The organism is Myxococcus sp. CA023 (assembly GCF_010998615.1).
Taxonomy (GTDB): Bacteria; Myxococcota; Myxococcia; order Myxococcales; family Myxococcaceae; genus Myxococcus.
The window spans coordinates 15,452-39,760 of the sequence record NZ_JAAEAH010000085.1; the positions used below are offsets into that span (position 1 = coordinate 15,452).

The following is a 24,309-nucleotide window of genomic DNA, read 5'->3' on the forward strand; positions in this document are numbered from 1 at the left end:
CACCTGGGAGCAAACCTGGGTTGCCCCTCCCGTTCGTACAACTTGGCGCGGGGGGGCTTGACATGGTGCCTGCCTGCTCTGCGGTCGTGCCTGCCCGCAAGGCCGCAAAAACGTCAGGGTTCCGCGCTATTCACCCAACCCATGGCGAAGGCGAAGACGCACTACACCTGTCAGGCGTGTGGATACAAAACGGCGAAGTGGCTCGGGAAGTGTCCGGACTGTGGCGCGTGGAGTTCCCTGCTGGAGGAGACGGACCCGAAGGCGGATGAACGACGTCCGGCATGGGGGGCCTCGGGCGGCGCGGCGCGGCCCATGTTGCTCAAGGAAGTCAGCGGCGAGACGGAGACGCGCCGGCGCACGGGCATCGCCGAATTCGACCGCGTGCTGGGCGGGGGCGTGGTGAGTGGCTCCATCGTGCTGCTGGGTGGCGACCCGGGCATCGGCAAGTCCACGCTGCTGCTGGCGGCGTTGGACAGGCTGGCGCGTCACGGACCGGTGCTCTACGTCTCGGGTGAAGAGAGCCTGCGACAGACGAAGATGCGCGCCGAGCGGCTCCGGGTGGAGGGAGACGCCATCCACCTGTTCGCGGAGACGGACGCGGAGCGGGTACTGACGGCGACGGAGGCGTTGAAGCCCCAGGCGCTGGTGGTGGACTCCATCCAGACCATGTACCTGCCGGAGTTGGGCAACGCGCCCGGCAGCATCACCCAGGTGCGCGAGGTGGCGGGCCGGCTGATGGCCTACGCGAAGCGCACGGGGGTGCCCACGTTCCTGGTGGGCCACGTGACGAAGGAAGGCTCCATCGCGGGCCCGCGAGTGCTGGAGCACATGGTGGACACGGTCCTCTACTTCGAGGGCGAACGTGGCCACCCGTTCCGAATCCTGCGCGCGCACAAGAACCGCTTCGGCTCCACGAACGAGATTGGCGTCTTCGAGATGAAGGGCGCGGGGCTGGTGGAGGTGTCCGACCCCTCCGCCCTCTTCCTGTCGGAGCGGCCGGTGGGCAAGTCCGGCAGCGTGGTGACCAGCACGCTCAATGGCACACGCCCGCTGTTGGTGGAGGTGCAGGCGCTGGTGGCGCCCACGGGTTACGGCACCGCGCGGCGCACGGCGATTGGCGTGGACGGCAACCGCGTGGCGCTGCTGGCGGCGGTACTGGAGAAGAAGGAGGAGATTCCGCTGGTGGGCTGCGACTTGTTCGTCAACGTGGCGGGCGGCATGCAGCTCACCGAGCCCGCGTGTGACCTCGCGGTGTGCGCGGCGCTGGTGAGCAGCCTCCAGAACCGTCCGCTGGACCCGAAGACGTTGGTGCTGGGCGAAGTGGGCCTCGCCGGAGAGGTGCGCGCGGTGGGTCAGGTGGAGCCCCGGCTGGCGGAGGCCGCGAAGATGGGCTTCCAGCGCGTGGTGCTGCCCGCGGGCAGCGCGCGGCGGCTCGAAGGCACGGGTCCGAAGATGAAGGTCGTCGGCGTGGAGACGCTCGGCGACGCGCTCGTCGCGATGTTCGACTGAGCGGTGCTCGCCGCGCGTGGGCTGAAGATGAAGTCACCCCGCGAGTTCCGTACTGCCAACGCCCCCCTGAGCTGTCCGATTTGACGGGGGCATCTCCACCGGAGGGAGCGCGTCCAAGTCACGCGGACACGCTCCCTCCCGAAGTACCGCGAGCTAGGCCTGTGGCCGAGGCATCACGGCGTAGCGCAGCAGCACGACGCCGTTGGCGTAGACCTTGGTGGACTTCAGGTCCAGGTCCACCACCTGCTTCAGCGAGGACGCCAGCAGGATGCCCGAGCCGAGTATCAGCGGGTTCATCTTGAGCAGGACCTCGTCGACCAGTCCCTCGGCGAGCAGCAACCCGGCGAATGCACCACCACCGGCCAGGTAGATGTCACCGCCCTCCTGCGCCTTCAGGCGCCGGACCTCGCCCACCGCGTCGTCCGATACCAGCTTCACGCGCGGATTCGGGCTCTCCTTCATCGTGCGGCTGAAGACGTAGGTGTCCATGTTTGGATAGGGGTCCGTCACCCCCACCTTGAGGCCGCCGTCATAGGTGCGCCGCCCCATGAGTACCGTCGCATAGGTCGCCAGCGACGCGACGTAGTCCGCGACGTGCTCGCTATCCTTGATGAGACGGTCCTGCATGAAGGCGCCGTACGTATCGTCCTCGTGGGCGATGAAACCGTCGACGCTGGTGGCAACGTGGTACTTGAGCTTTCGCATACGTGTTCTCCATGCCGCGCGCGCAAAGGCGCCGGTCATTCAGGTTCAGGAAGACGACTGGGAAACACAGCGGGGACCCACGCATCCGGACAGCAGCCCACGTCAACGCCACGGCACATCGGCCGGAGCGGCAAGGGCAGTCACGGAAGCCTGGGTTAGCGAGCGAAGGTCATGGGACAGCGCCGTGAGGCGCCACGCCCAAATTACGCACACGAAGGCGCCCTCGGCAACCCCCATCCGAGCAGGCGGCAGCGCACAGCCTCGCCCCCGCGAGGGAGACGAGGCTCGATTAGAGTCCCGCCCCGGACATGCCCCACGTTGCCCCACACACTTCGCGATGGCGTGACGCGCTGGGCTCGCTCTCCGCGCGGCTGCTGGTGGCGTTCCTCGTGCCCACCCTGCTCTTCGTCGCGGTGGCGGGCACCGCCGTCTACCAGCTCGCGCGCGTCATCCTCGAAGAAGAGCTGGGCACCAGCCTCAGCGGCATCGCCGCCGCCACCGCCACCCAGGTCCATGGCGAGCGGCTGCTGACCATCGAACCCGGCGATGACGTGGCGAGCACCCGCACGTGGCGCAACTTCGTCCGTACCTTCGAGAACATCGCGGAGGCCAGTGGCGTGCGCCGCGTCTACGCCGTGGACACGCAGGGCCGGGTGCGCGTGGACGTCGGGGGCGGGCTCCCGGTGGGCGCGGAGATGCCGGAGTTGGCACGCGACAGACTGGAGCTCACCCGTGTCTTCGCCGGGGAGCGCGCCGCCAGTCAGGTGCTCTTCACCGGCTCGGATGGTCGGCTCTACAAGACGGGGTATGCGCCCATCCTGTACGAGGGCCGCGTCGTGGGCGCCGTGGGGGTGGAGGCCAGCGCCGCCTTCTTCGGTCCCCTGCAGCAACTGTCACGCACCTACGCCATCATGGGCGCGGTGGCGCTGAGCGCGCTCGCCGTCATCGCGTTGGTGACGGCGCGCGGTCTGGCCCGGCCGCTGCGGCGGCTGATGGCGTCCGCGCTGCGAATCGGCCGGGGCGACCTGACGACCCCGGTGCCACCGGAACCCACGCTGGAAATCGGCGTCCTCGCGCGCGAGCTGGAGGACATGCGCGGCGCCCTGGAGAGCCGGGACCGTCAGTTGAAGATGATGCTCGCGGGCGTGGCCCACGAGGTGCGCAACCCCATTGGCGGCATCGCGCTCTTCTCCGGAATCTTGAAGGAGGACCTCCAGGCCGGCGCCCACGCCGACGCGGGCGCGCATGTGGAGCGCATCCAACGCGAGGTCGCCTACCTCCAGCGCATCGTCGAAGACTTCCTCGCCTTCGCCCGCGAGCAGCCCCTGGCCCGCGCGCCCGTGGAGGCCCCTACCCTGCTCTCCGTCGCCTGCGAGCTGATGGCCGCCGAGGCCAGCGCCCGCGACGTCGCGGTGGACATCGACGCCGCCCCCGCGGTGCTGGAAGCCGACGGCAGCCTGCTCACCGCGGCGCTAGTCAACCTGGTGAAGAACGCGGTGCAGGCTTCCCCCCGGGGCGGACGCGTGCAGGTGTCCGGCGCGTCCAACGACGGCCACTACACCATCCAGGTCCGCGACACGGGCCCCGGCGTGCCCGGCACGGCGCGCGAGCGCATCTTCGAGCCCTTCTTCACCACGCGCGAGAAGGGCACCGGCCTGGGCCTGCCACTGGCGCACAAGATTGCGCTCGCGCACGGCGGCGCGCTGCGGCTGGACTCCGCGCCTGGAGACACGCGCTTCATCCTCACGCTGCCGCTGGGAGGGAAGCCGGGCCACGGCGCTTCCGTCACCCCGTCGCGTTGAACTGCCGCGCCATCCGCGCCACGTCGTCGGAGACGACCCTCAGCGTGTCGGTGGCCTCCTGTGTGGACTCCAGCCGTTTCAGCGTGGCGTCCATGAGCTGCGACAGGTCCGCGATGGCGTCGAAGATTTGCGTGAAGCCGGCATCCTGCTGCGTCACCGCGGCGGCAATCTGCCGGGCCGCGGTGGAGTTCTCCTGGGCGATGCGAGACAACTCCCGCAGCGAGTCCCCTGACGCCCGCATCTGGTCCAGGCCCGTTCCAAGGGTCTGCACGCCGGCCTCACCCATCTTCGCCGCGTCGCGGATGCCCGTGCTGATGTCCTGGAGGATGCCGCGGATGCGCCGCGTGGCCTGGATGGACTGGTCTGACAAGCCGCGAATCTCGCGGGCCACCACCGCGAAGCCCCGCCCCTGCTCGCCCGAGCGCGCCGCTTCGATGGCCGCGTTGACCGCCAGGAGGTGAGACTGGTCCGCCAGGTCCTTCACCGTCTCGGTGATTTCACCAATCTGCGTGGTGCTCTGGGCCAGCCGAATCAGCCGTTCCTGGATGCCATCCACCACGCGGCGGATGTCCGCCAGGCCGTTGAGACTCCGCTCCACCGCGGCCTCGCCCTGCTGTCCCAGTGCCTCCGAGCGGCGGGCCACTTGAAGCACCTCCTCCGCTCGCTCGACGGCCATCAGCGACGTGCGGCGAATCTCCTCCGACGTCATCTGCGCCTCGTGCAGCGCGGACGCCTGACGGACCAGGCTCTGCTGGTGCTCGTCGTGCGACTCTCGAAGGTGGCGTCCCGCGCCGCTCAGCCGCGTGGCGGAGGCATTGAGCGACAGGGGCAGCTGCCGCAGGCGGACGAGCACCGCGTTCATGCCAGCCGACAAGTCCCCCATCTCATCCGTGGACACCCAGGCGGGCGAGACGACGCGCCCTGCGGACAATGACTCGATGGCCACGCCCACCGCGCCCGCCGCGTGTGCCTGGCGGCGCGCCAGCATCCAGGTGGTGACGGCGGGAATCGCCAGCAATCCACCCACCCAGGCCAGCCCGAACGCCAGCTCACCCGCCAGCATGCCGCCCATGCCCATCAGCGTCTCCGCCGAGCCGTGCGCGCCCTCCGCCACCAGCGCATTGTGCAATTCGTCCCGGACGCCTTGCAGCTTCACCAGCACCACGCACCCGCTCAGCACCAACGCGCAGAGGCTGGAGCCAATGAAGGTGACGGGCATGAACCAGGCCTGCCGCGGCCAGAAGAAGCCGCCGCCCTTGAGCGCTATCGTCGGGTCCTTGCGCTGCTCCTCCAGCGCCAGCGGCAACAACAACCGCTCCAGCGTGACGCTGATGGGAAAGCCCAGCACCACGCCGAAGCAGATGCCGATGAGCGTGCCCACCACGACCAGGGACAGGTCCTTCTTCCACAGCAGGCACACGTGGAGGCTGAACCAGATGCCGCCCAGCGTCCACGCGCCCCACGAGGATGCGACCGCGGCGCGCCACGGCAGGCGCAGGATTCGCTCCAGCCGCGCGCCGGGCGTGTCCTCCGGCCGCTCCCGCAGCGCGCCGTCCACCAGCACGTGCATCACAAACGCGGGATAGGCGATGCCCAGGCCCACGATGATGGGTGGCAGCACCCACGCCACCGCAATCAGACCCGACCAGCCCGCCACGCCCATGGCCATGCCATTGAGATACGCGGCGATGGGCGCCACCGGCAGCACCCACAACATGAACACCTTGAGCGCACGTCCCCGGTACTCCTGGATGACCTTGTCTTCGGCATTCATGTGGCACATCCCCCCGAGGCCATGGGCGCACACCCCGAGGGCAGAGCCGGAAGTCCTCACCCGCAAGTACGGCACTCTCCGCGCGAAGCGGACAGGCGGGTCATCCGGAAGCTGCCGCCTTCCGGACAGAGCACATGAAACACGGGGCCCGCGAGCACATGCCGGGCATCGAGGTGTGCGGGAGGCACACCAGAGGGCTGTGCGCTGGTGTCGCGCGATTCAGTCGTTGCAGCACGCGTGGAGCGCGGCGGCATACATCTGCAGTGACTTCCTGGCCGCGGCCTGGACGCGGAAGGGCTCACCGGTGCCCGCGTCGGTGGACAGTTTGATGATTTCCAGCGCCTCCTCCGGGTGATGGTCGTCGTAGCGCGCGTGCACCTTGAGCCACATCATCGAATGCGCGTCGATGCGCGCGCCGTCCTCGGCATAGGCGCGGAAGGGCTCCACCACCTCGCGCGTCCACACGCCCGTGATGCCCTCCACCGCCCAGTTGGACGCGGCCACGCCTTCGGCCAGTGTCCCGTGCGCGCAGGTGTCGAGCAGGAACTCATGCAGCGCTCGCACCTCCGGCAGGGGACGCTGGGTGAAGACATCTTCCGGCGCCAGGCCAATGCCGCGCATCCAGTCGATGAACCACTCGGCGTGTTTCGCCTCCACGCCCAGGTTCTGCAGCAACCAGCGGCGGGCGCTCGCGTCGCCGGGACGCTGGCCGTAGGTCGTCTTCGCCAGCGACAGGCCCATGTACTTGGGGAAGGACTCGACGATGAGGAAGAAGTGGGACAGCACCCGCCGCCAGTGACGCAGCGGTGGACGCTGGCCGTCAGCCGTCGCGCGGAACAACGGAGGCCAGCAGGCCGCGCTCCACTCGTCGCGCAGCGACTCCAGCATCGACTCCAGCCAGTCAGGGTGCGCGGTAAGCGTGAGCACAGGGGGGCTGTAACGGTGGGGCGCGGCGGACGACATGGGCACGGCTCCTGGCTTCCCGACAGGTGACAGGCCGGCATGGCCTCCCTCACCCGCCCAAGCAGGACGGCATGGTTGCAATCGCTTTCCAGCGGCACCATCGGCCCAAAGGCAATCAGGCCATGTTTTCCGTATTTTGTTTCAAATCCGGGTGCGGGCGCGCGCGCTCGGTCCGCGAAGCCACAGTGCCCCTGACCGCGAGGCCGTGCGCGCTTCCGCTTTCAAGCGCTTCAGGGCGCGGAGGCCACCACGCGCCGGGCCTTCTCCAACATCCGGCGCAGGGGCGCTTCGTCCGCATGCGTCATGGCTTCGTCCCAGGTGAGCCACCGCACACCAAAGGATTCCGCCGGGTCATGCACCAGGGCGTCGGGGTTCTCCGCCACCACGAGGAAGCGCACGTCCAGGTGGTGGTGCTCCGGCTCGTCGCGGCGCGCGGGGATGGTGTGGATGTCCACGTCCAGTGGCCGGGGCGCGGCCGGGTGCAGGGACACGCGACATCCCGTCTCCTCACGGGCTTCACGCAGCGCCGTGACCTCCATGTGGCCCGCGTCCGTGACATCCGCGTGTCCTCCGGGCTGCAGCCAGCGTTGGAGCTTCCGGTGATGCAACAGGACGACGCGCACGCCCTCTGGGTCCACCACCACCGCGCTGCCCGTGAAGTGGGCCTCCAACTGCTCCCGGGAGAAGGGCCGCGCCAGGGAACGGGCGAAGTGGCGCATGCGCTCCAGGTCCTCTCGCTCCTTCACGTCCTCGGGAACGTGGCGCTCGAGCAGGGCCTGGAGGGACGCGGCGGAAGAAACTTCGGATTCCATGCCTCCCCGTACTGCTCCCGGCCGGGCGGCGCCAGCACCTTCGCACGCCCGTGACATGTGACAACCTCCTGAGCCGGTGGAGCGAGCCGGTCCGGATGTGCTCTCATCCGGCGGCCCCAGGAGGCGGCCGGCCTCGGGTTGCAGGGAGAATCGACTCACGCCATGGCGCGAATCCTCGTCATCGATGACCACGACACGCTGCGTGAAGGGATGGCTGTCACCCTCACTCGGGCGGGCCACACCGTGTCCGCGGTGCGCAGTGGCCAGGACGGACTGGCCGCCTACCGCAAGGCGCCGTTCGACCTGGTCGTCACCGACCTGAAGATGGACGGCATGGACGGCATCGAGGTGACGAAGTCGCTCAAGGCGCTGGATGCCGGCGCCGTCGTCATGGTGGTGACGGCCTTCGGCACCATCGAGACCGCGGTGCAGGCGATGCAGCAAGGCGCCTACGACTTCATCACCAAGCCCTTCCCACCCGAGGTGCTGCGCGCCAAGGTGGACAAGGGGCTGGAGCTGGCCTCCACGCGCAAGCAGGTGGAGCGGCTGACGGCGCGCACCGCCGCGCACGACACGGACGCGGCCCTCACGCACGGCAGCCTGGTGGGCGACAGCGAGCCCATGCAGCGGCTGGTGTCCCAGGTGCTCAAGGTGGCGCAGAGCGACGCCACGGTGCTGGTGCGCGGAGAGAGCGGCACCGGCAAGGAGCTGGTGGCCCGGATGCTCCACCAGCGCTCCCCGCGCCGAGACGGCCCCTTCATCGTCGTGCACTGCGCGGCGCTGGCGGAGACACTGCTGGAGAGCGAGCTGTTCGGGCACGAGCGCGGCGCCTTCACCGGCGCGGTGAAGCGTAAGCTGGGGCGCTTCGAGCTGGCCGACGGCGGCACGCTGTTCCTGGACGAGATTGGCGAGATTCCCGCCTCCGTGCAGACGAAGCTCTTGCGCGTGCTCCAGGAGAAGGAAATCCAGCGCGTCGGCGGAGAGGACACGTTCAAGGTGGACGTGCGCGTGGTGAGCGCCACCCACCGGGACCTCCAGGCCGAGGTGAAGGCCGGGCGCTTCCGCGAGGACCTCTACTACCGCCTGCACATCGTTCCGGTGGTGCTGCCGCCCCTGCGCGAGCGGCCCGAGGACATCTCCCTGCTGGCCCGGCACTTCGTGGCCAAGCACGCCATGCGCGTGAACCGGCGCGTAATGGGCTTGGACGACAGCGCGCTGCGTGCCCTGGCCCGCCACGCGTGGCCCGGCAACGTGCGCGAGTTGGAGAACGTCATCGAACAGGCGCTCGTCTTCGCCGAAGGTGAGCAGCTCACCGACCTGGACCTGCCCTCACACCTCACCGCCAGTGGTACTCCGCGCGTCGAGGCGGGCCTGCCAGTGCTCCAGGGCGACCGCCCCCTGCCCGACATCCTGGAGGATTTGGAGCGTCAGCTCATCGCCCGGGCCTATGAGAAGGCCAGCGGCGTGAAGACGGAGACGGCCCGCCTGCTAGGTATCAAGACGTCCGCGCTGTACTACAAGCTGGAGAAGTACGGCTTCCTCCCCAAGGGGACGCCTCCCGAGGAGAGCTGAACCTCGAAAATCTGTCATCCGCCCCCGCCCCCCATGACTTTTCACCGGTATCCCACCTCCACCCCTATCCCTCTGGATGCTCCAGGTGTCCGGAATTGTTGGGCGCCGAGTGGCCTCGAACCCCGGGGATGGGAAGGCAGGCTGGCACTCACCTTGCTCTGGGGCTGTCGCTGATGACTCTCCGCTCCCTCGCCCTCCTGCTGAGCCTGCTGCTGGCCATGCCCGGTCAGGCCGCGTCTGGGCTGGAAGCGGTGCGGGGACGGGCCCAGTCGGCTCGCGCGGAGACGCGCTCGCTGCGGGGTCAGCAACAGGCCCTGCGCGACGAGCTCAACGGGCTGGCGGCACGCATCGAAACGCTGAAGGCGCGGCGCCAGGGCAAGCTGATGGCGGGGACGGAGCTGGAGGACGCGCTGCGGCGTTCGCAGGAGCTGAGCGGCCAGCTCACCGGGCTGGCGCAGGCCGTCGTCGCGGCGGAGGGCGAAGCGGAGCGCGCCCACCTGGCCCTGCACACGGCGCTGTCGGACGAGCTGACGCGGCTGCTCGCGGCGTGGGAAGGCACGGCGGACCGGGGCCAGCGGGAGAAGCTGTTGGAGGCGGTGCGCTCGGTTCGCGCCGAGCGGGAAGCCATCCGCGCCGCCCTGCCCGCGTCCCAGGTGCCCTCGCTGGACAAAGCCACCGCGGGCGGTGATGACCCCGAGGATTTGCTGGCCCAGGCGGACACGCTCCGCGATACCCGGGACAAGGTGCGCGAGCGGCTGAAGGCGCTGCGCGGCCGCATCACCGAGGTGCGCGAGGAGCGCGACCTGGACCGGCGCATGAACGACTTCCTCGGCGAGGAGTCGATGTTCGACGACCAGGACCGGCGGCTGCGCCTGCGCATGGGGAGCGACCGGACGCTGCAGGTGGAGCGCTCCGTGCCAGGCCCCAGTGCGCCGACCTTCCAGGGTGACAGCCCCGACGATCCGGCCCCCAACGGGGGCGGACGCCCCGGTGAAGGTGTCGACCCGAGCCGCCCCCCCTATCCGACGCAGTTGTCGTCCCGGGCCACGGACCGGCGGCCCCAGGTCGAAACGCAGCGCGCCCAGGACCTGGCGTCGGGCGGCCCCGTGGACCTGGCGGCGATGGAGGCAGAGGCCGCGCGGCTGGAGACGCTGGCCAGGGAACTGGAAGGCCGCGCCACGAAGCTGGAGCGGCGCGCGCAGGAGATGGGCGTCCCCTGAGGCACGCACCTCCCGGCATCGGACTACAAGAGCCCGGTCTCCACCTGGAGCTTCACCACCGCCTGCAGCCGCACCTCGCGCGCCGGCATGATGCCGCGGCCGCGGATGATGATGCTCATGGACGGCGCGGAGACGAAGGGCTGCAACTCCACGTTGTCCACGCGCAGCGACAGCACGGGGTTGGGCGGCCTCAGGTCCAGCGCGGACACGTCCTGGCGCGCCGCGATGCGCGCCTCCCGGTCTCCCGCGCGGGCATAGAACTCCACTGAGTCCAGGAAACGGAGGTCCTGGTCATTGGGGCTGAGGACCTTGAGCGTGAGGGACTCCACCTTGACGGACGTCACCTCGCTCTTGTGAATCCCCTGGTTCTTGAAGTCCTGGTTCTTGTCGAAGTCCATCCCCGCGAAGCTGCTGATGGCGGGAAGGCCGTTGAGGGGCGTGTCGACGCCAGGCGGGCCCGCGGGCACGGTCGACTCCCCTTTCACCTCGGTGGTGAAGGAGGAGGAGGCGCAGGCGGACAGGCCCAGGCAGGCCACCGCGAGAAAGGACACAAGGCGCATGGACCCAATGTAACGGGCCGCCGGGGGCGTCGTCACCGGTGGGAGCAACTGGACAGCCGCCCCTGCCCTCCTGCGACGGGTTATGGTCGCGCGCCGTGGTCCGCTCCTTCGCGCCGCTCCTGCTCGTCCTCGCCATGCTCGCCGCCGGCCGTGCGCCCGCGGCCGAGTGGGAAGGGGCACTGAGGGGAACCGGCCGCCTGATGCTGGACACCAACGCGCCCCGGGACTTCACCGACCCGCTCACTCCCAGCCCGGAGCGGGACTTCGCCCTCAGCCTGCTGGGCTCCGCCGAGGGGCGCGGCTCCTTCGAACAGGCCCAGCTGGTGGGCCGCTACGAGTTGGGCACGCGCGTGTACCTCCTGTACCAGGACGAGAACACGCTGGTGCAGTCAGGCGCGGTGGAGGCGTCACACGCACTGGGCACGGCGCTGGGAATCGGCCTGGAGGGCCATGCGAAGGACCGGCGGGGTGGCTCGCGCTCATACTCGGACCTGGGGACCACCGCGTTCCTGGAATACGCCCCGGACGTGCGACTGACGCTGCGAGTGCGGGCAGGCGCCCGGCGATTCGTGTACCGACCAGACCCCACCGCCAACTTCGGCGGCCCCGAGGTGGGTGTGCTGGGCCGCTACCGCTTCGACCGCCGGCACAGCCTGTCCGTCTTCGGCGACTGGAACTCCCGGCGCTTCGGCACCCCACCCCGGGCACGCCCGCCGGGGACGGGGGACGGCTCGGGACTCCTCACCGGCCGGCGTCAGGATGGAGCCCTGACGGCGGGAGCGTCGTACACCTACCGGGGCCCGCTGGCCCTGGGGCTGACGTACGCCTTCCAGGAGCTCTCCTCCAACAGCTACGGCGAGACGATTCGCCGGCACCGGGTGTCGGCCAACGCCGGCGTCCGGCTGCCCTGGCGGGTGACCCTGCTGGCGCAGGGCTCGCTGGGCATCATCCAGTATCCGGACGGCATCTACCTCTCCCCGGAAATCATCCTGGTGGAAGAGGACGAAGGGCAGAACTCGCTGTCGGTGAAGCTGGCGCGGCCGCTGACGGAGTCGCTGGACCTGGAGGTGACCTGGGGCATCTGGAGCACCCGGCTGCCCCGCAACTCGCTCACCTACACGCGCCAGGTCTTCAGCACCGGCTTCACCTGGCGCTACTGAGGGCGCGGCCTACGACAGGTCCGCGATGCGCTCGTCGATTTCCTCGGCGAGCCCCGGGTGCCCCTGGGCCAGGGCGTGCTCCCGGGCCCGGCCCAGCACCTCGCGCGCCTTGTCGGACTCCCCCGCCCCCGCCCAGGCATCCCCCAGGGCCACCATGGCGGCCGCATAGGTGGGGTCCAGCCGGACGGCCGACTCCAGGGCGTGGGCGGCCTCGGGGTACTGCCGCCGCTCCAGGTACAGCTTCCCGAGGGAGAAATGGCTCATGGGGGAGTCGGGGAAGTCCACCACCATCTTCTTGAACTGTTCCAGCCGGGCGTCGCTCATGGACACCAGCAGATAGAGGACCGCTTCCGTGTTGCCAAGGGTGCGGTAGGGTGCGCCGCACATGGCCACGAAGAAGAAGACGACCGCGAAAAAGACCACCACCCGGGCCCCGGCGGCACGGAAGAAGACGGTATCGGGCAAGACGCCCGCGAAGAAGAAGGCCCCCGCAGCCAAGAAGTCGGCGGGGAAGGTCTCCGCCAAGGCGCCTGCCAAGGCCCCCGCGAAGAAGAAGAAGGCGAAGCTCCCAGTTGCCCCGACCCAGAAGGTGGGCCCCGCGGAGAACCCGGCCGCCAAGGCGCTGGCGCACCGCATCGGCAAGCTGCTGGTGGACAAGAAGGCGCAGGACGTCGTCATCCTCGACGTGCGCGGGATGACGTCCTACGCGGACTACTTCGTCATCGCCTCCGCGGAGACGGACCGCCAGGTGAGCGCCATGGCGGAGAACGTCCAGGTGCAGCTCAAGACGGGTGACGAGCCCCAGCGTCCCATCGGCACCGAGGGCTTCGAGACGGGCCAGTGGGTGCTGCTCGACTACGGCGAGGTGGTGGCGCACCTGTTCCTCACGGACCTGCGCGCGCACTACGACCTCGAGGGCCTCTGGGCCGACGCGTCTCGGGAGAAGCTGGCCTGAAGTGAAGGTCCGGCTCCTCTCCATCGGCAAGGACCGCTCGGGCCTGTATGAGCCCGCGGTCCAGGAGTACGCCAAGCGCCTGGGCCACTACACCCGCTTCGAGCTGGTGGAGCTGGCGGAGGCCAGCGGCAAGCGGCTCAAGCCCGGGGATGCGAAGGCCAGCGAGGCCGAGGCGATTCTCTCCAAGCGCAAGCCGCAGGACTGGCTGGTGGCCCTGGACGAGCGCGGCTCACTGCTCGACTCCGTCGAGTTGAGCCGCTACGTCGGCAAGGCGCAGACGGGCGCCAAGGATTTGCTGTTCATCATTGGCGGGGACGAGGGGCTCGACACGCGCGTGCGGGACGCGGCGAACCTCACGCTGTCCCTGTCGAAGATGACGCTGCCTCACCGGCTGGCGCGCGTGGTGCTCATCGAACAGCTCTACCGCGCGTTCACCATCCTCAAGGGCGAGCCGTACCACAAGTAGGCGGCCGGGCACGGGGCCCGGCGCCACCGTCAGGCGTGGCGCGCGGGTGCCGTCAGCCCGGGCATGCGCACTGACGCCTCCTCTGAACATCTCCCCACTTCCGCGCCGCAGGCGCCCGTGCGTGTCATCGCCTCCGCCCAGTCCTGGGTGGAAGGCGAGGCGGTGCGGCAACTCGAAGCCATGGCCCGCTTGCCAGGCATGAAGCTGGCGGTGGGCCTCCCGGACCTGCATCCCGGCAAGGGTGCTCCGGTGGGTGCGGCCTTCACCTCCGAAGGCTTTCTCTATCCCTATCTGGTCGGCAGTGACATCGGCTGTGGCATGGGCCTGTGGAACGTGGACCTGCTGGCACGTAAAGCCAAGCCCGAGCGTTGGGCAGGCAAGTTGGACCTGGAAGGCCCGTGGACGGGTGACACGGAAGGTTTCCTCCAGGAGCACGGCGTGAAGTCCTCGGGCTACGAGGCCGCGCTGGGCACGGTGGGCGGCGGCAACCACTTCGCGGAGTTGCAGCGGGTGGACGCGGTCCATGACGCGAAGGTCTTCAGCGCCCTGGGCCTGGAGGCGGACCGATTGCTGCTCCTGGTGCACTCCGGCTCGCGCGGCCTGGGTGAAGCGATTCTCCGGGCCCACGTGGACCGGCACGCGGCGGGCGGGCTCGCGGACGACTCACCCGAGGCGCAGACCTACCTCACGCGCCATGACCACGCGGTGGCCTGGGGCCGGGCCAATCGGGCCCTGGTGGCGCGGCGGATGCTGGACGGCATCGGCGCGATGGGCCAGCGAGTCCTCGACGTGTGCCACAACAGTGTCACCCCTCGGCGTGACACGGGACGGACGCAGTGGCTGCACCGCAAGGGCGCGGCGCCGTCCGACGAAGGGCCGGTGGTGATTCCCGGCAGCCGCGGCGCGCTGAGCTACCTGGTGATTCCAACCGGAGAGAGCCACGCCAGCGCGCACAGCCTGGCGCACGGCGCGGGCCGCAAGTGGACACGCACGGCGGCCCGGGAACGGATGCGCGAACGCTTCACGGCGGAATCGCTCACCCGCACCGCCTTCAAGAGCCACGTGGTGTGTGAGAACAAGGACCTCCTCTTCGAGGAAGCGCCTCCCGCGTACAAGCCCATCGACCGCGTGGTGACGGACCTGGTGGAAGCGGGGCTGGTCCGAGTGGTGGCCACCCTGGCGCCTGTCCTCACCTACAAGACGCGCGCCCGGCCGGAGTAGGGGCCCCCCATGCAGCCTTTCCTCGAACCAGACTCCCCGCGAGTGCGCTCCGCCATGGCAGCCAATCAGGTGGAGCACATGACCTATCTGGCGCGAAGCCTCCCCGGCGCCATCGTGAAGGACACTCCCGGGCTGCTGCTCGTCGACTCCGGGTTGCCCTGCAACACCTTCAACGTGGTGTGCCGGGCCCGGCTTGATCGCCACGAAGCGGACGCGCGCATCGCCGCCGCCGTCTCCCACTTCCGGGACAAGGCCTTTCCCTTCGCATGGTGGGTGGGACCGGACGCCGCGCCCGAGGACCTGGACGCCCGCCTGTCGGCGCACGGTCTGGTGAACGCCGAGCAGGAGCTGGGCATGTCCATGGACCTCTCCCGGCTGCCAGGACTCACGCTGCCCTCGGGGCTGTGCATCCGCCGCGCCGAGGACAAACACACCCTGGCGGACTTCGCCCGCGTCGTCGCGGCGAACTGGGAGCCCGCCGACCCACACGTGCTGGACTTCTACGCGAGGACGGCGCACGTGGCGCTCGCACCCGACAGCCCCATCCGCTTCTTCGTGGGCTACCTGGATGGCGAAGCGGTCGCCGCCAGTGAGTGCCACCAGGCGTGGGGGGTCGCGGGACTCTACTCGGTGGCCACTGTGCGGCACGCTCGGCGACGAGGCATTGGCGCGGCGCTCACGCTGGCACCCCTGCTGGATGCCCGGGAGGCGGGCTACCGGACAGCCACCCTCCAGGCGTCCGCGCAGGGCCAGGGCGTCTATTCCCGGCTGGGTTTCGTACCCCAGGGGTCCTTCCGCGAGTATCAATAGACGCGCTCGCTTTTTGTCCTCTCCCGTCTGGCGCCTGCATGGTTAGGGTTCGGAGCATGACGCCCGCGCACAAGGTCCTGCTCTGCATCCTGGATGGTTGGGGTATTCGCCAGGAGCGTGACAACAACGCCATCGTCCTGGCCGGCACGCCGCACCTCGACAAGCTGGCGAGCCCCTACCCCTTCACCGAGTTGCAGACGGCGGGTCTGGCCGTGGGCCTGCCCGAGGGGCAGATGGGCAACTCCGAGGTGGGCCACACCAACATCGGCGCGGGGCGAATCGTCTACCAGGACCTGGTGCGCATCAATCGCGCCGCGGAGTCCGGAGAGCTGGCGCAGAACCCCGTGCTTCGCGCGGCCCTCGACGGAGTGAAGGCGGACGGCAAGGCCCTGCACCTGCTGGGGCTGGTGTCGCCCGGCGGCGTCCATTCGTCCATGGACCACCTGTTCGCGCTGCTCAAGGCCGCGAAGGAACGCAACGTGGCCCATGTCTACGTGCACGCCTTCCTGGACGGGCGTGACACGCCGCCGCAGAGCGCGCTGGGCTACGTGGAGGAGCTGGAGCGCTTCCTCCATGAGACGCACACTGGCCGCATCGCCACCGTGACCGGGCGATTCTACGCCATGGACCGCGACAAGCGCTGGGACCGGGTGCACCAGGCCTACGAGGCGCTGGTGTTCGGCCGCGGGCCCAAGGCGCCGGACGCACTGAGCGCCATCCGCGCGTCCTACGCAGAGAAGGTCACCGACGAGTTCGTGAAGCCCACGGTGCTGGCTGCCGGTGACGGCACGCCGGTGGGCCGCATCCAGGACGGCGACGCGGTGCTCTTCTTCAACTTCCGCGCGGACCGGGCGCGGGAGCTGACGCAGGCCCTGGCGTTCCCGGAGTTCAAGGAGTTCGATCGGGGCGGGCTGCGGCTGGGGCGCTACGTGTGCATGACCCAGTACGACGAGACCTTCAAGCTGCCGGCGCTCTTCGAGCCGGACCAGCCGCAGGACATCTTCCCGGAGCTGCTGTCGCGCCAAGGGCTGCGCCAGTTCCGCACGGCGGAGACAGAGAAGTACGCGCACGTCACGTTCTTCTTCAACGGCGGCCGCGAGGTCGTCTACGCGGGCGAGGACCGGCACCTGGTGCCCAGCCCGCGCGACGTGAAGACGTACGACTTGAAGCCGGAGATGTCCGCCTACGAAGTCACGGCCGAGCTGGTGAAGCGGCTCGACTCCGGGAAGTACGACTTCGCGCTGGTGAACTTCGCCAACCCGGACATGGTGGGCCACAGCGGCCGACTGGACGCGGCGATGAAGGCGGTGAAGGCGGTGGATGAGTGCCTGGGCGCGCTGGGCAAGGCGTGCGAGCGCAACGGCTGGGTGCTGGCCATCTCCGCCGACCACGGCAACTGCGAGCAGATGGTGGACCTGGAGACGGGCGAGCCCCACACCGCGCACACGCTCAACCCGGTGCCCTTCCACCTCATCCACCCGGACTTCCGAGGGCAGAAGCTGCGCCCGGGCATCCTCGCGGACATCGCGCCCACCCTCTGCAAGGTGATGGGATTGCCGCAGTCCAAGGAGATGAACCGTCAGGGCCTGCTGCCGTGATGCGCGCGGGGCACGGCCCGTGCTGAAGGCCCTGCTGGACGTGCTCTATCCCCCTTCGTGCCTCGCGTGCACGAAGGTGCTGCCGGGCCCCGAGGGCTTCTTCTGCGAGACGTGCGACACCGCGGTGGAGCGGCTTCCTCCCGCGTGCTGCCGCACCTGCGCGGAGCCCGGCGCGTTTCCTGGGGGCACGTGCCCCCGATGCCGTGCCGCCCCGCCACCCTTCACTCGCGCCTGGGCGCCCTTCGCGCACGAGGGGCCCCTGGCGCGCGCCATCCACCGGTTCAAGTACGAGGACCACCCCAACCTCGCGGGCCCGCTGGGAGAGTTGCTGGCGGGCGAGGCGCGAAGCTTCCTCAGCCGTGCACCCGAGCTGGTGGTCGCGCTGCCGCTACACACGCGGCGCTATCACGCGCGTAAGTACGACCAGGCGCAGTTGCTGGCGGGCGCGCTGGCGAAGGCCACGGGGCGCAAGGCGCCCGTGGGATTGCTGACGCGGCACCGTGAGACACAGCGGCAGGTGGGTCTGAGCGAAGCGGAGCGGGCGAACAACGTCGCGGGGGCGTTCGCCGCGTCTTCCCGCGTCTCGGGGCAGCGTGTGCTGCTGGTGGACGATGTGTTCACCACTGGCGCCACCGCCAGGGCGGCGGCCTCGGCCCTGCTCGAAGCCGGCGCGGCTCAAGTGGAGATGCTGACGCTGGCGCGGGCCTTCAGCCTGGAGTGAGTGGACGGCGCCCGAGGGCTACTTCTGGGCGGCCCGGACCCACTACATTTCGACCTCGCGCCGCTCCTCTGGATTCATCCTGCCCCACACATCCTGAGAAGGCGCCCGGGTGAAGGCAGCCCTCCTTCGTCAGTAGACATTCATCGTGTGGCGGCGCTCCTTCGCGGCCAATCCCCCCATGTCCCGGCGTCAGCAAGTGACGAACCGGCGAACGGCTCCGAGGGAAACGCCTTCAAACCGGGCACGGCCGGGTTCGCGTCCTGGCGTGAGACATCCCATGACGCGGGCGCCCAACACACACGGCCCCACTCTCCGCCTCTCCTGAAAGAGCTGCCCTCATCGACGCAGGGCCACACTCAAGGACTCTGGCCCGAGGGCCGACTGGAGTTAGCGTCAGCCCATGCGCTCGCTCCTCCCACTTGCACTCGCGGTCGCCGTCCTCCGCTGCGCCCATGCGCCCGAGGCGCCCCCCGCCGCTCCCGTGGCCGCCGCCCCTGAATGGCCCGAACCCCAGCCTCCCGCGCTGCGGCTGCCCGACTCGGTCCGCCCCACACGCTACGCGCTCGACCTGAAGCTGCTGCCCGCCGAGCCCACCTTCTCCGGCAGCGTCAGCATCGACGTGGACGTGAGCGAGCCGGTGCGCCAGGTCTGGCTGCACGGGCAGGACATGGAAGTCTCGCAGGCCCGCATCGAAGCGGGAGGCCGCACCCTGGAGGCCCGCCCCGTCACCGCCAGCGAAGGGCGGCTCGGGCTGCTGCTCCCCGAAACGCTCGCGCCGGGCAAGGCCCGCATCCACATCGCCTTCACCGGCAAGGTCGACCGCGAGCGCAGCCAGGGCCTCTACGCCGTGGAGGAAGGCGGCGAGCCCTACCTCTACACCTTCTTCGAGCCCGTCGACGCGCGCCGCGCCTTCCCCTGCTTCGACGAGCCGGGCTTCAAGGTGCCCTGGGCGCTGCGCATCACCGCCAAGGAGGACCACGTCGCGCTCGCCAACCACCCCATCGTCTCGCGCGAGACGCTGCCGGACGGGCTGGCGCGCGTCACGTTCGCCGAGAGCAAGCCGATGCCCAGCTACCTCGTGGCGTTCGTGGTGGGCCCCTTCGACGTGGTGGACGCGGGCACCGCGGGCCGCAACGCCGCGCCGCTGCGCTTCATCGTGCCGCGCGGCCGGGGCGCGGAGACGGCCTACGCGGCCAGCGTCACGCCGCGCATCGTCACGCTGATTGAAGACTACTTCGACATGCCGTACCCGTACGAGAAGCTCGACGTCGCGGTAGTGCCGCGCTACTGGGGCACCATGGAGCACCCGGGCCTCGTCGCGCTCGGGCAGCCGCTGACACTCATCCGTCCCGGCGAGGAGACGCTCGCGCGCCGCAAGTGGTACGTGAACATCGCCAACCACGAACTGGGGCACTACTGGTTCGGCAACATCGTCACCTGCCAGTGGTGGGACGACATCTGGCTCAACGAGTCGCTCACCTCGTGGCTGGACCGCAAGACGGTGGACCCCTTCGACACGAGCTGGGGCTTCGGGCTGGAGCAGAGCACCCAGTCCACGCTCTTCGCGTTGGACACGGACGCGCTCGCCGCCACCCCGCCGGTGCGCAAGCCCGCCAACACGCATGACGAGGTGCTGGGCTCATTCGACAACGGCACCACGTACGCCAAGGGCTCGGCCATCATCGACATGTTCGAGGCGTGGCTCGGTGAGGAGCGCATGCGCGACCTGCTGCGCGGTCACATCAAGAAGCATGAATGGGGCGTGGCCACGTCGGAGGACTTCGCCGCCACGCTGTCGGCCGCCGCGGGGCCGGACGTCGCGCGTGCCTTCCGCAGCTTCATCGACCAGCCCGGCGCGCCGCGCATCGCCGCCGAGCTGCAATGCCAGCCGGGAGCCCCCGCGAAGCTGAAGTTCACGCAGGAGCGCTACGTCCCCGCGGGCTCCACCGCCAGCAAGGACCAAACATGGTCCGTGCCAGTGTGTGTGCGCGCGGGCTCCGGCAAGACGTCCGAGCGTACATGCACAATGCTCACCGGGGCCACGGGCGAGTTGGCGTTGCCCGGCAAGAGCTGCCCTTCCTGGTTCGTGCTCAACGCGGGAGGCACCGGCTACTACCGCTCCGGCTACACGCGCGAGCAACTCACCCGCGTGCTGGCCGCGCCCACGGATGCGTTGACGGTGCGCGAGCGGCTGACCCTGTTGGCCGACATGGAGGCCGGGGTGCGCCGGGGAGACCTGCCCCTGGGCGACGTCCTGCGCTACGTGCCCACCACGGCCAAGGCTGACCACCGCCTCATCATGCAGCGCGGCGCCCGGCTGCTGACCTTCGTGCACGTGGACCGGCTGTCCAACGACGAGCGCGCGCGCTACCGGAACTGGGTGGCCGCGATGTACGGCCCTCGGGCCCGCGCGCTGGGCTGGGAGCCCAAGCCCGGTGACGACGACGCGGTGAAGTCGCTGCGACCCAACCTCCTGGGGCTGGCGGCGCTGCGCGGCGAGGACCCGGCCCTGGTCCGGGACGCGAACCGGCTGGTGAAGGCATGGCTGGCGGACCGGAAGTCCGTCCACCCGGAGGCCGTTCCCCTCGCGCTGATGGTGGCGGCTCGGAACGGAGACAAGGCCTTCTTCGACACGCTGGTCGCGCGCGCCCGCGCCACGGAGGACCGGACCGAACGCAGCCGCGTCTTCACCACCCTGGGCGCCTTCCGGGACCCGGCGCTCATGCGCGAGGCGCTCGCGCTGGTGGCCGGCAGCGAGTTCGACGTGCGCGACACCCATTCCATCCTCACGGGGGCCTTCTCGATGCCGCAGACGCGGGCGCTCGCCTGGGCGTTCTACCAGGAGCACTTCGACGCGCTCGCCAGCCGGATGCGCTCGGACGAAGTCGCCGGGCTCATCGGACTGGTGGACATGTTGTGCGACGAGAAGACCGCCGCCGAAGCGGAAGCATTCCTCACCCCCCGCGCGGCGAAGCTGGAGAACGCGTCTCTCACCCTCACCCGCACCATGGAGTCCATCCGCCTCTGCGCCGCGTCCAGCACGCTGAACGCGCAGAGCGTCAGGGACTTCCTGAAGGGCCAGCCGATCCCCGCGAAATCCCGCTGAACGCGCGACACGCCTCCGTGCGCGTCATCACGAAACGCATCTGCGTTCCGTCATGACGCGCACGGCCGCCGCGGTGATTGCCCCCCGCGGCATGGGGCCACTCCAGCCACGTCCGGCACACGGGCTGCACTCAGTCCGCCGGACCCATGCCTCGAACGTACACAGCACAAGCGGGCGACTGCGTCTCCAGCATTGCCCACGCGCACAACCTGAGTCCTCAGCGCGTCTGGGAAGCGCCGGAGAACGAGGCCCTGCGAAGGGAACGGACGAGCCCGCATGTGCTCAAGCCCGGCGACACGGTGACGCTCCCGGACAAGGAAATCCGGCAGGTCCCCTGCGCGACGGGAAGGACGCACACGTTCAGGCTCAAGGGCATCCCGGAACGCTTCCGCCTGCGACTGCATGAGGACGGTGCGCCTCGGACGAAGGTGCCCTACCGGCTCGTCATCGGGGACGTCACCCACGAAGGAGAGACGAACGAGCAGGGCCTCATCGAGTGCGGGATTCCTCCCGGTGCCCGGGAGGCGACGCTGGAGGTCGGCGGCGAGGAGTACACGCTGTCCCTGGGGACGCTCCAGCCCGTGTCCACGGAGGAGGGGCTGCGAGCGCGCTTGGTGAACCTGGGCTTCCTCGAGGACGAGGCCAGCGAGGAGGACGCGCTCTCCGAGGCGGTCGCGCGCTTCCAGGCCGAATACGGGCTGATGCCCTCCGGCACGGTGGATGAGCGGACCCGCCACAAGCTGCGGGAGGCTCACGGTGCCTGAGACCACGACACCTCCTCCAGTGCCCAAGAACCGCCGACTTGGCCACGTCGCACGCGGCGGTGAAATCAACACCCTCAACATCCGGTTTCCCGGCCGCTACTACGCGTTCGTCACGGAGCGGGAAGGCGCGGACGACGACCCGCTCTACCTGCGGCTGGAGTGCGTCGAGTGCGACTGGATGGACCGGGTCTGGAACGAACTGGAGAAGCAGTTCGACCCGGGCGACTTCCTCCGCTTCTTCAATGCCGTCATCAACGGCCGGCGCTTCGAGGACTTCTACGATGCGCTGACGCTGGAGCAACTCAACCTCTTCTACGTCGTCTATTACTGGTTCCTGCGGCGAGTCATCGACGGCGGCAATGATTCCGCCCCGGTGTCCGTCTTCGAGTTCGAGCTCGCGCCCGGGGACCCGCTGCGTGATGACCTCTACGAGACGGACTGGTTCCACCTGGAGCTGCAGGCGGCGCCGGGCAGCACCCGCCCGGACGGGCTCTTCGTGCGGGCGGGCAGCGTGCGTCGCGCGGGAGTGCACACGGTGCGGGGCTTCACCCCGGACACGGACTCGCCGCCCGCGGAGCGCTGGCTGCGGAGCTTCCTGCGGGTGGAGGATCGCTCGGATGGCGGGCTGACGCAGGGCGCCCTCAAGGCACTCCACTTCCCGTTGCCCGCGCCGCCACCACCACCGCCTCCGTCTCGTCCAGGAGGCCCTGGCGGCTCCGGAGGCTCGGGACCGATTCCCGAGCCGCCCGTGAAGAACCCCTTCGCCATTCCTTCCGCGCCCCTCCCCATCCCGGTGACGGCCCGGGTCGCCACCCCGGCGCTGGCCCGGTGGATGCGCGCCGCGGCCCGCCAGCTCACCCAACAGGTGCGCGCCTTCACCGAGGAGGTCGCGGACTTCTTCGATGACTGGATGCCGCCTCCCGGAGGGCCCGTGCTCGCATTCGCCGGAGCAGCCGGCCCTACGCTGAGTTCACGAACGGTGCCCAAGGAAAGGTCGCGGCCAGGTGCCCCACCGCCCACCGCTCATGCATACGTAGGTGATGGCGCGCCCAATCCGATGGATGCGTCCGACCCGAACCGATTGTTCGCCCCCTTCGTGGGGCTCTTCAACGTGGGCCAGGGCGCGTGCTCGGTGCTGTACGACAACCAGGGGCGCGCCATCGTCTATTACGACTTCGGCAGCCCGGCCAACGGCCAGCAGGGGACCTTCCCCATCATTCCGCAGGGGCACTGTGTGGGCCCCTGCATGTGCAACGGCCCGCTCATCATCCTGTCCCACTGGGACATGGACCACTGTGATTTGGGGCGCTACTACCCGGAGTCCTTTCGCTGCCGGTGGCTCGCGCCGCAGCAGCACATGGGCACCGTCGTGTGCCGCGACACGGTCGCGCGCGTCGTCCACGACGGTGGCGAGTTCTACATCTGGGCGGCATCGGGGCGGCCTGGAACAGCCGCGAGTCCGCGCGGCACGCCGAGTTCCTGGAACCGCCCAGGTGGCAGTCACATGCGGTTTCCCTGGGGCTTCGTCGAACGCAACTACCGTGAAGGCGCGCAGAACCCGCTCGCCAGTGGCTCGGACCCGCGCAACAACTCCGGGCTGGCGCTTTATGTCTGCGTGCGCGACGCGGCCGGTGCGGCGGCTGTCGCCGCGGGCCCCGTGGCCACCGACGCCAACAACCTGGGGGGCAATGGGCGAGGTCTGGTCACCATCGGCGGAGGCGCCCCTCCGGGATGGGTGGCGGCCGCGTTCGCGGGGCCCAACCTTCCTGGCATTGGAGGCGGCCTGGCCGCATTTCTCGCGGCGATGGGTCCGGCCGGTGGCAACCCCAATCCCGCGGCGGTCCTCGCCCGGCGACAGTCGGCCGCGGCCACCGCGGCGGTGGGAGCGGGTGGTCCAGGCGCCGGTCTCACCGCGAGACAGCGGCTGGTCATCGCGACGCTGGCCGTGGCGCACCCCGCGCTCGCTGCCGCCACGGCGGTGGCGCTCGGCCGGGCCGCTGAAGTCGCCGCGGACGCCGCGGTGGTCGCGGGCGGAGCCTTGCCCCAGATGGCGGCGGCGGCGGGCGCGGCCGTCATCGTGGCGAGCGGCGCGCCGGGCACGGCGGTCGCCACCTTCACGGCCATGGGAACAGCGGCGGCGGGCGGCGCGCCGTTGATGCCCGGGAGCGCCGAAGCCCTGGCGTTGGCCCATGTGCAAGGAGCCATCGTCGGTGCACCTGCCGTCTTCCCCGTCACGACGGCGGCGAATACGGCGGCCGGCGTCGTGCTGCAGGGCGCCGAGGCGGTGCGAGCCGCGGTGGAGGCCTTGGTACGCACCCATGCCCCCGCGCCGCTCCCCGGCCTGTCGCTGGAAGGCGCGGTGGCCCGCGCCGCTGGCGTCAGCAACCCGGCCGCGGTCTGCAAGGCCCTCGCGCCCCCGCTGCCACCGACGCTCCAGGGAGAGGCGCCCTTCCACGCCAACGAGCGGTTCGTGCTCCTCACGGGCGACGTCAACTACCAATACATCCCCGCGCAGCGGCGCCCCTTCGCCGCACCCGGCGGCGGAGCTCCCGGAGGCGCGGTGGCGCTGCCCTACGCCCCCACGGCCCACC

Annotated in this window: 19 protein-coding genes and 1 pseudogene; 14 read left to right on the forward strand and 6 right to left on the reverse strand. The window is 70.0% G+C overall.

The window, feature by feature from the left end:
- Positions 1–141: 141 nt before the first annotated feature.
- Positions 142–1,509, forward strand: a complete 1,368-nt coding sequence (radA, locus tag F8M74_RS30400) for a DNA repair protein RadA (protein ID WP_141257690.1) — start codon at positions 142–144, stop codon at positions 1,507–1,509.
- A 153-nt stretch (positions 1,510–1,662) separates the two neighbouring features.
- Here radA and F8M74_RS30405 read toward each other — a convergent pair whose 3' ends face one another.
- Positions 1,663–2,214, reverse strand: coding sequence for a dihydrofolate reductase family protein (locus F8M74_RS30405; RefSeq protein ID WP_141257689.1), 552 nt, complete (start codon positions 2,212–2,214; stop codon positions 1,663–1,665).
- A gap of 308 nt (positions 2,215–2,522) precedes the next feature.
- Here F8M74_RS30405 and F8M74_RS30410 point away from each other — a divergent pair, with 308 nt between their 5' ends.
- Positions 2,523–4,016, forward strand: coding sequence for an ATP-binding protein (locus F8M74_RS30410; protein ID WP_141257688.1), 1,494 nt, complete (start codon positions 2,523–2,525; stop codon positions 4,014–4,016).
- On the opposite strand, the gene F8M74_RS30415 is transcribed toward F8M74_RS30410, so the two are convergent.
- From F8M74_RS30415 to F8M74_RS30425, 3 genes are all read right to left on the reverse strand, one after another.
- Positions 4,000–5,790, reverse strand: a complete 1,791-nt coding sequence (locus tag F8M74_RS30415; protein WP_228560573.1) for a methyl-accepting chemotaxis protein — start codon at positions 5,788–5,790, stop codon at positions 4,000–4,002. The genes F8M74_RS30410 and F8M74_RS30415 overlap by 17 nt on opposite strands.
- A gap of 219 nt (positions 5,791–6,009) precedes the next feature.
- Complete coding sequence (locus F8M74_RS30420; protein WP_141257686.1) at positions 6,010–6,753, reverse strand: TenA family transcriptional regulator; 744 nt, start codon at positions 6,751–6,753, stop codon at positions 6,010–6,012.
- A 230-nt stretch (positions 6,754–6,983) separates the two neighbouring features.
- Positions 6,984–7,565 (reverse strand): NUDIX hydrolase, encoded by a 582-nt coding sequence (locus tag F8M74_RS30425; RefSeq protein WP_141257685.1) that lies wholly within the window; start codon positions 7,563–7,565, stop codon positions 6,984–6,986.
- Positions 7,566–7,727: 162 nt separating this feature from the next.
- On the opposite strand from F8M74_RS30425, the gene F8M74_RS30430 reads away from it, so the two are divergent.
- Both F8M74_RS30430 and F8M74_RS30435 read left to right on the forward strand, forming a co-directional pair.
- Entirely contained in the window at positions 7,728–9,137 is a 1,410-nt protein-coding gene (locus F8M74_RS30430) for a sigma-54 dependent transcriptional regulator (RefSeq protein ID WP_020478237.1), read from the forward strand.
- Between the two features lie 173 nt (positions 9,138–9,310).
- Positions 9,311–10,357 carry a TetR family transcriptional regulator gene (locus tag F8M74_RS30435; RefSeq protein WP_228560575.1) on the forward strand — a complete coding sequence of 349 codons (1,047 nt, stop codon included), beginning with the start codon at positions 9,311–9,313 and terminating at the stop codon, positions 10,355–10,357.
- 23 nt (positions 10,358–10,380) lie between these two features.
- Here the strand turns inward: F8M74_RS30435 and F8M74_RS30440 are convergent, their stop codons facing one another.
- A complete protein-coding gene (locus F8M74_RS30440; protein WP_171410258.1) occupies positions 10,381–10,917 on the reverse strand; it encodes a hypothetical protein in 537 nt (178 codons plus the stop codon).
- Between the two features lie 38 nt (positions 10,918–10,955).
- On the opposite strand from F8M74_RS30440, the gene F8M74_RS30445 reads away from it, so the two are divergent.
- Positions 10,956–12,077, forward strand: coding sequence for a hypothetical protein (locus F8M74_RS30445; RefSeq protein WP_141257682.1), 1,122 nt, complete (start codon positions 10,956–10,958; stop codon positions 12,075–12,077).
- Positions 12,078–12,086: 9 nt separating this feature from the next.
- On the opposite strand, the gene F8M74_RS30450 is transcribed toward F8M74_RS30445, so the two are convergent.
- Positions 12,087–12,464 carry a tetratricopeptide repeat protein gene (locus tag F8M74_RS30450; protein WP_228560577.1) on the reverse strand — a complete coding sequence of 126 codons (378 nt, stop codon included), beginning with the start codon at positions 12,462–12,464 and terminating at the stop codon, positions 12,087–12,089.
- Between F8M74_RS30450 and rsfS the strand changes: the two genes are divergently transcribed.
- From rsfS to F8M74_RS30500, 9 genes and pseudogenes are all read left to right on the forward strand, one after another.
- The gene (gene rsfS, locus F8M74_RS38190; protein WP_228560579.1) at positions 12,463–13,032 is read left to right on the forward strand and encodes a ribosome silencing factor; all 570 of its coding nucleotides are present in this window, start codon (positions 12,463–12,465) and stop codon (positions 13,030–13,032) included. The two genes, F8M74_RS30450 and rsfS, sit on opposite strands and share 2 nt — an antisense overlap.
- Position 13,033: 1 nt before the next feature.
- A complete protein-coding gene (locus tag F8M74_RS30460) occupies positions 13,034–13,498 on the forward strand; it encodes a 23S rRNA (pseudouridine(1915)-N(3))-methyltransferase RlmH (RefSeq protein WP_141258702.1) in 465 nt (154 codons plus the stop codon).
- Positions 13,499–13,561: 63 nt separating this feature from the next.
- Positions 13,562–14,719 carry an RNA ligase RtcB family protein gene (locus tag F8M74_RS30465; RefSeq protein WP_141258703.1) on the forward strand — a complete coding sequence of 386 codons (1,158 nt, stop codon included), beginning with the start codon at positions 13,562–13,564 and terminating at the stop codon, positions 14,717–14,719.
- A 54-nt stretch (positions 14,720–14,773) separates the two neighbouring features.
- Positions 14,774–15,529: a GNAT family N-acetyltransferase gene (locus F8M74_RS30470; RefSeq protein ID WP_228560581.1), complete on the forward strand. Its 756-nt coding sequence runs from the start codon at positions 14,774–14,776 to the stop codon at positions 15,527–15,529.
- Positions 15,530–15,585: 56 nt separating this feature from the next.
- A complete protein-coding gene (gene gpmI / locus F8M74_RS30475; protein WP_141258705.1) occupies positions 15,586–17,127 on the forward strand; it encodes a 2,3-bisphosphoglycerate-independent phosphoglycerate mutase in 1,542 nt (513 codons plus the stop codon).
- A gap of 19 nt (positions 17,128–17,146) precedes the next feature.
- A complete protein-coding gene (locus F8M74_RS37565; protein WP_171410259.1) occupies positions 17,147–17,848 on the forward strand; it encodes a ComF family protein in 702 nt (233 codons plus the stop codon).
- 400 nt (positions 17,849–18,248) lie between these two features.
- Positions 18,249–20,954: a M1 family metallopeptidase gene (locus F8M74_RS30490; protein ID WP_141258706.1), complete on the forward strand. Its 2,706-nt coding sequence runs from the start codon at positions 18,249–18,251 to the stop codon at positions 20,952–20,954.
- A 146-nt stretch (positions 20,955–21,100) separates the two neighbouring features.
- A complete protein-coding gene (locus F8M74_RS30495) occupies positions 21,101–21,718 on the forward strand; it encodes a peptidoglycan-binding protein (protein ID WP_216620017.1) in 618 nt (205 codons plus the stop codon).
- Positions 21,711–24,309: pseudogene (locus F8M74_RS30500) on the forward strand (flagellar hook-length control protein FliK); the annotation flags it as partial. The gene F8M74_RS30495 and the pseudogene F8M74_RS30500, both read left to right, overlap by 8 nt.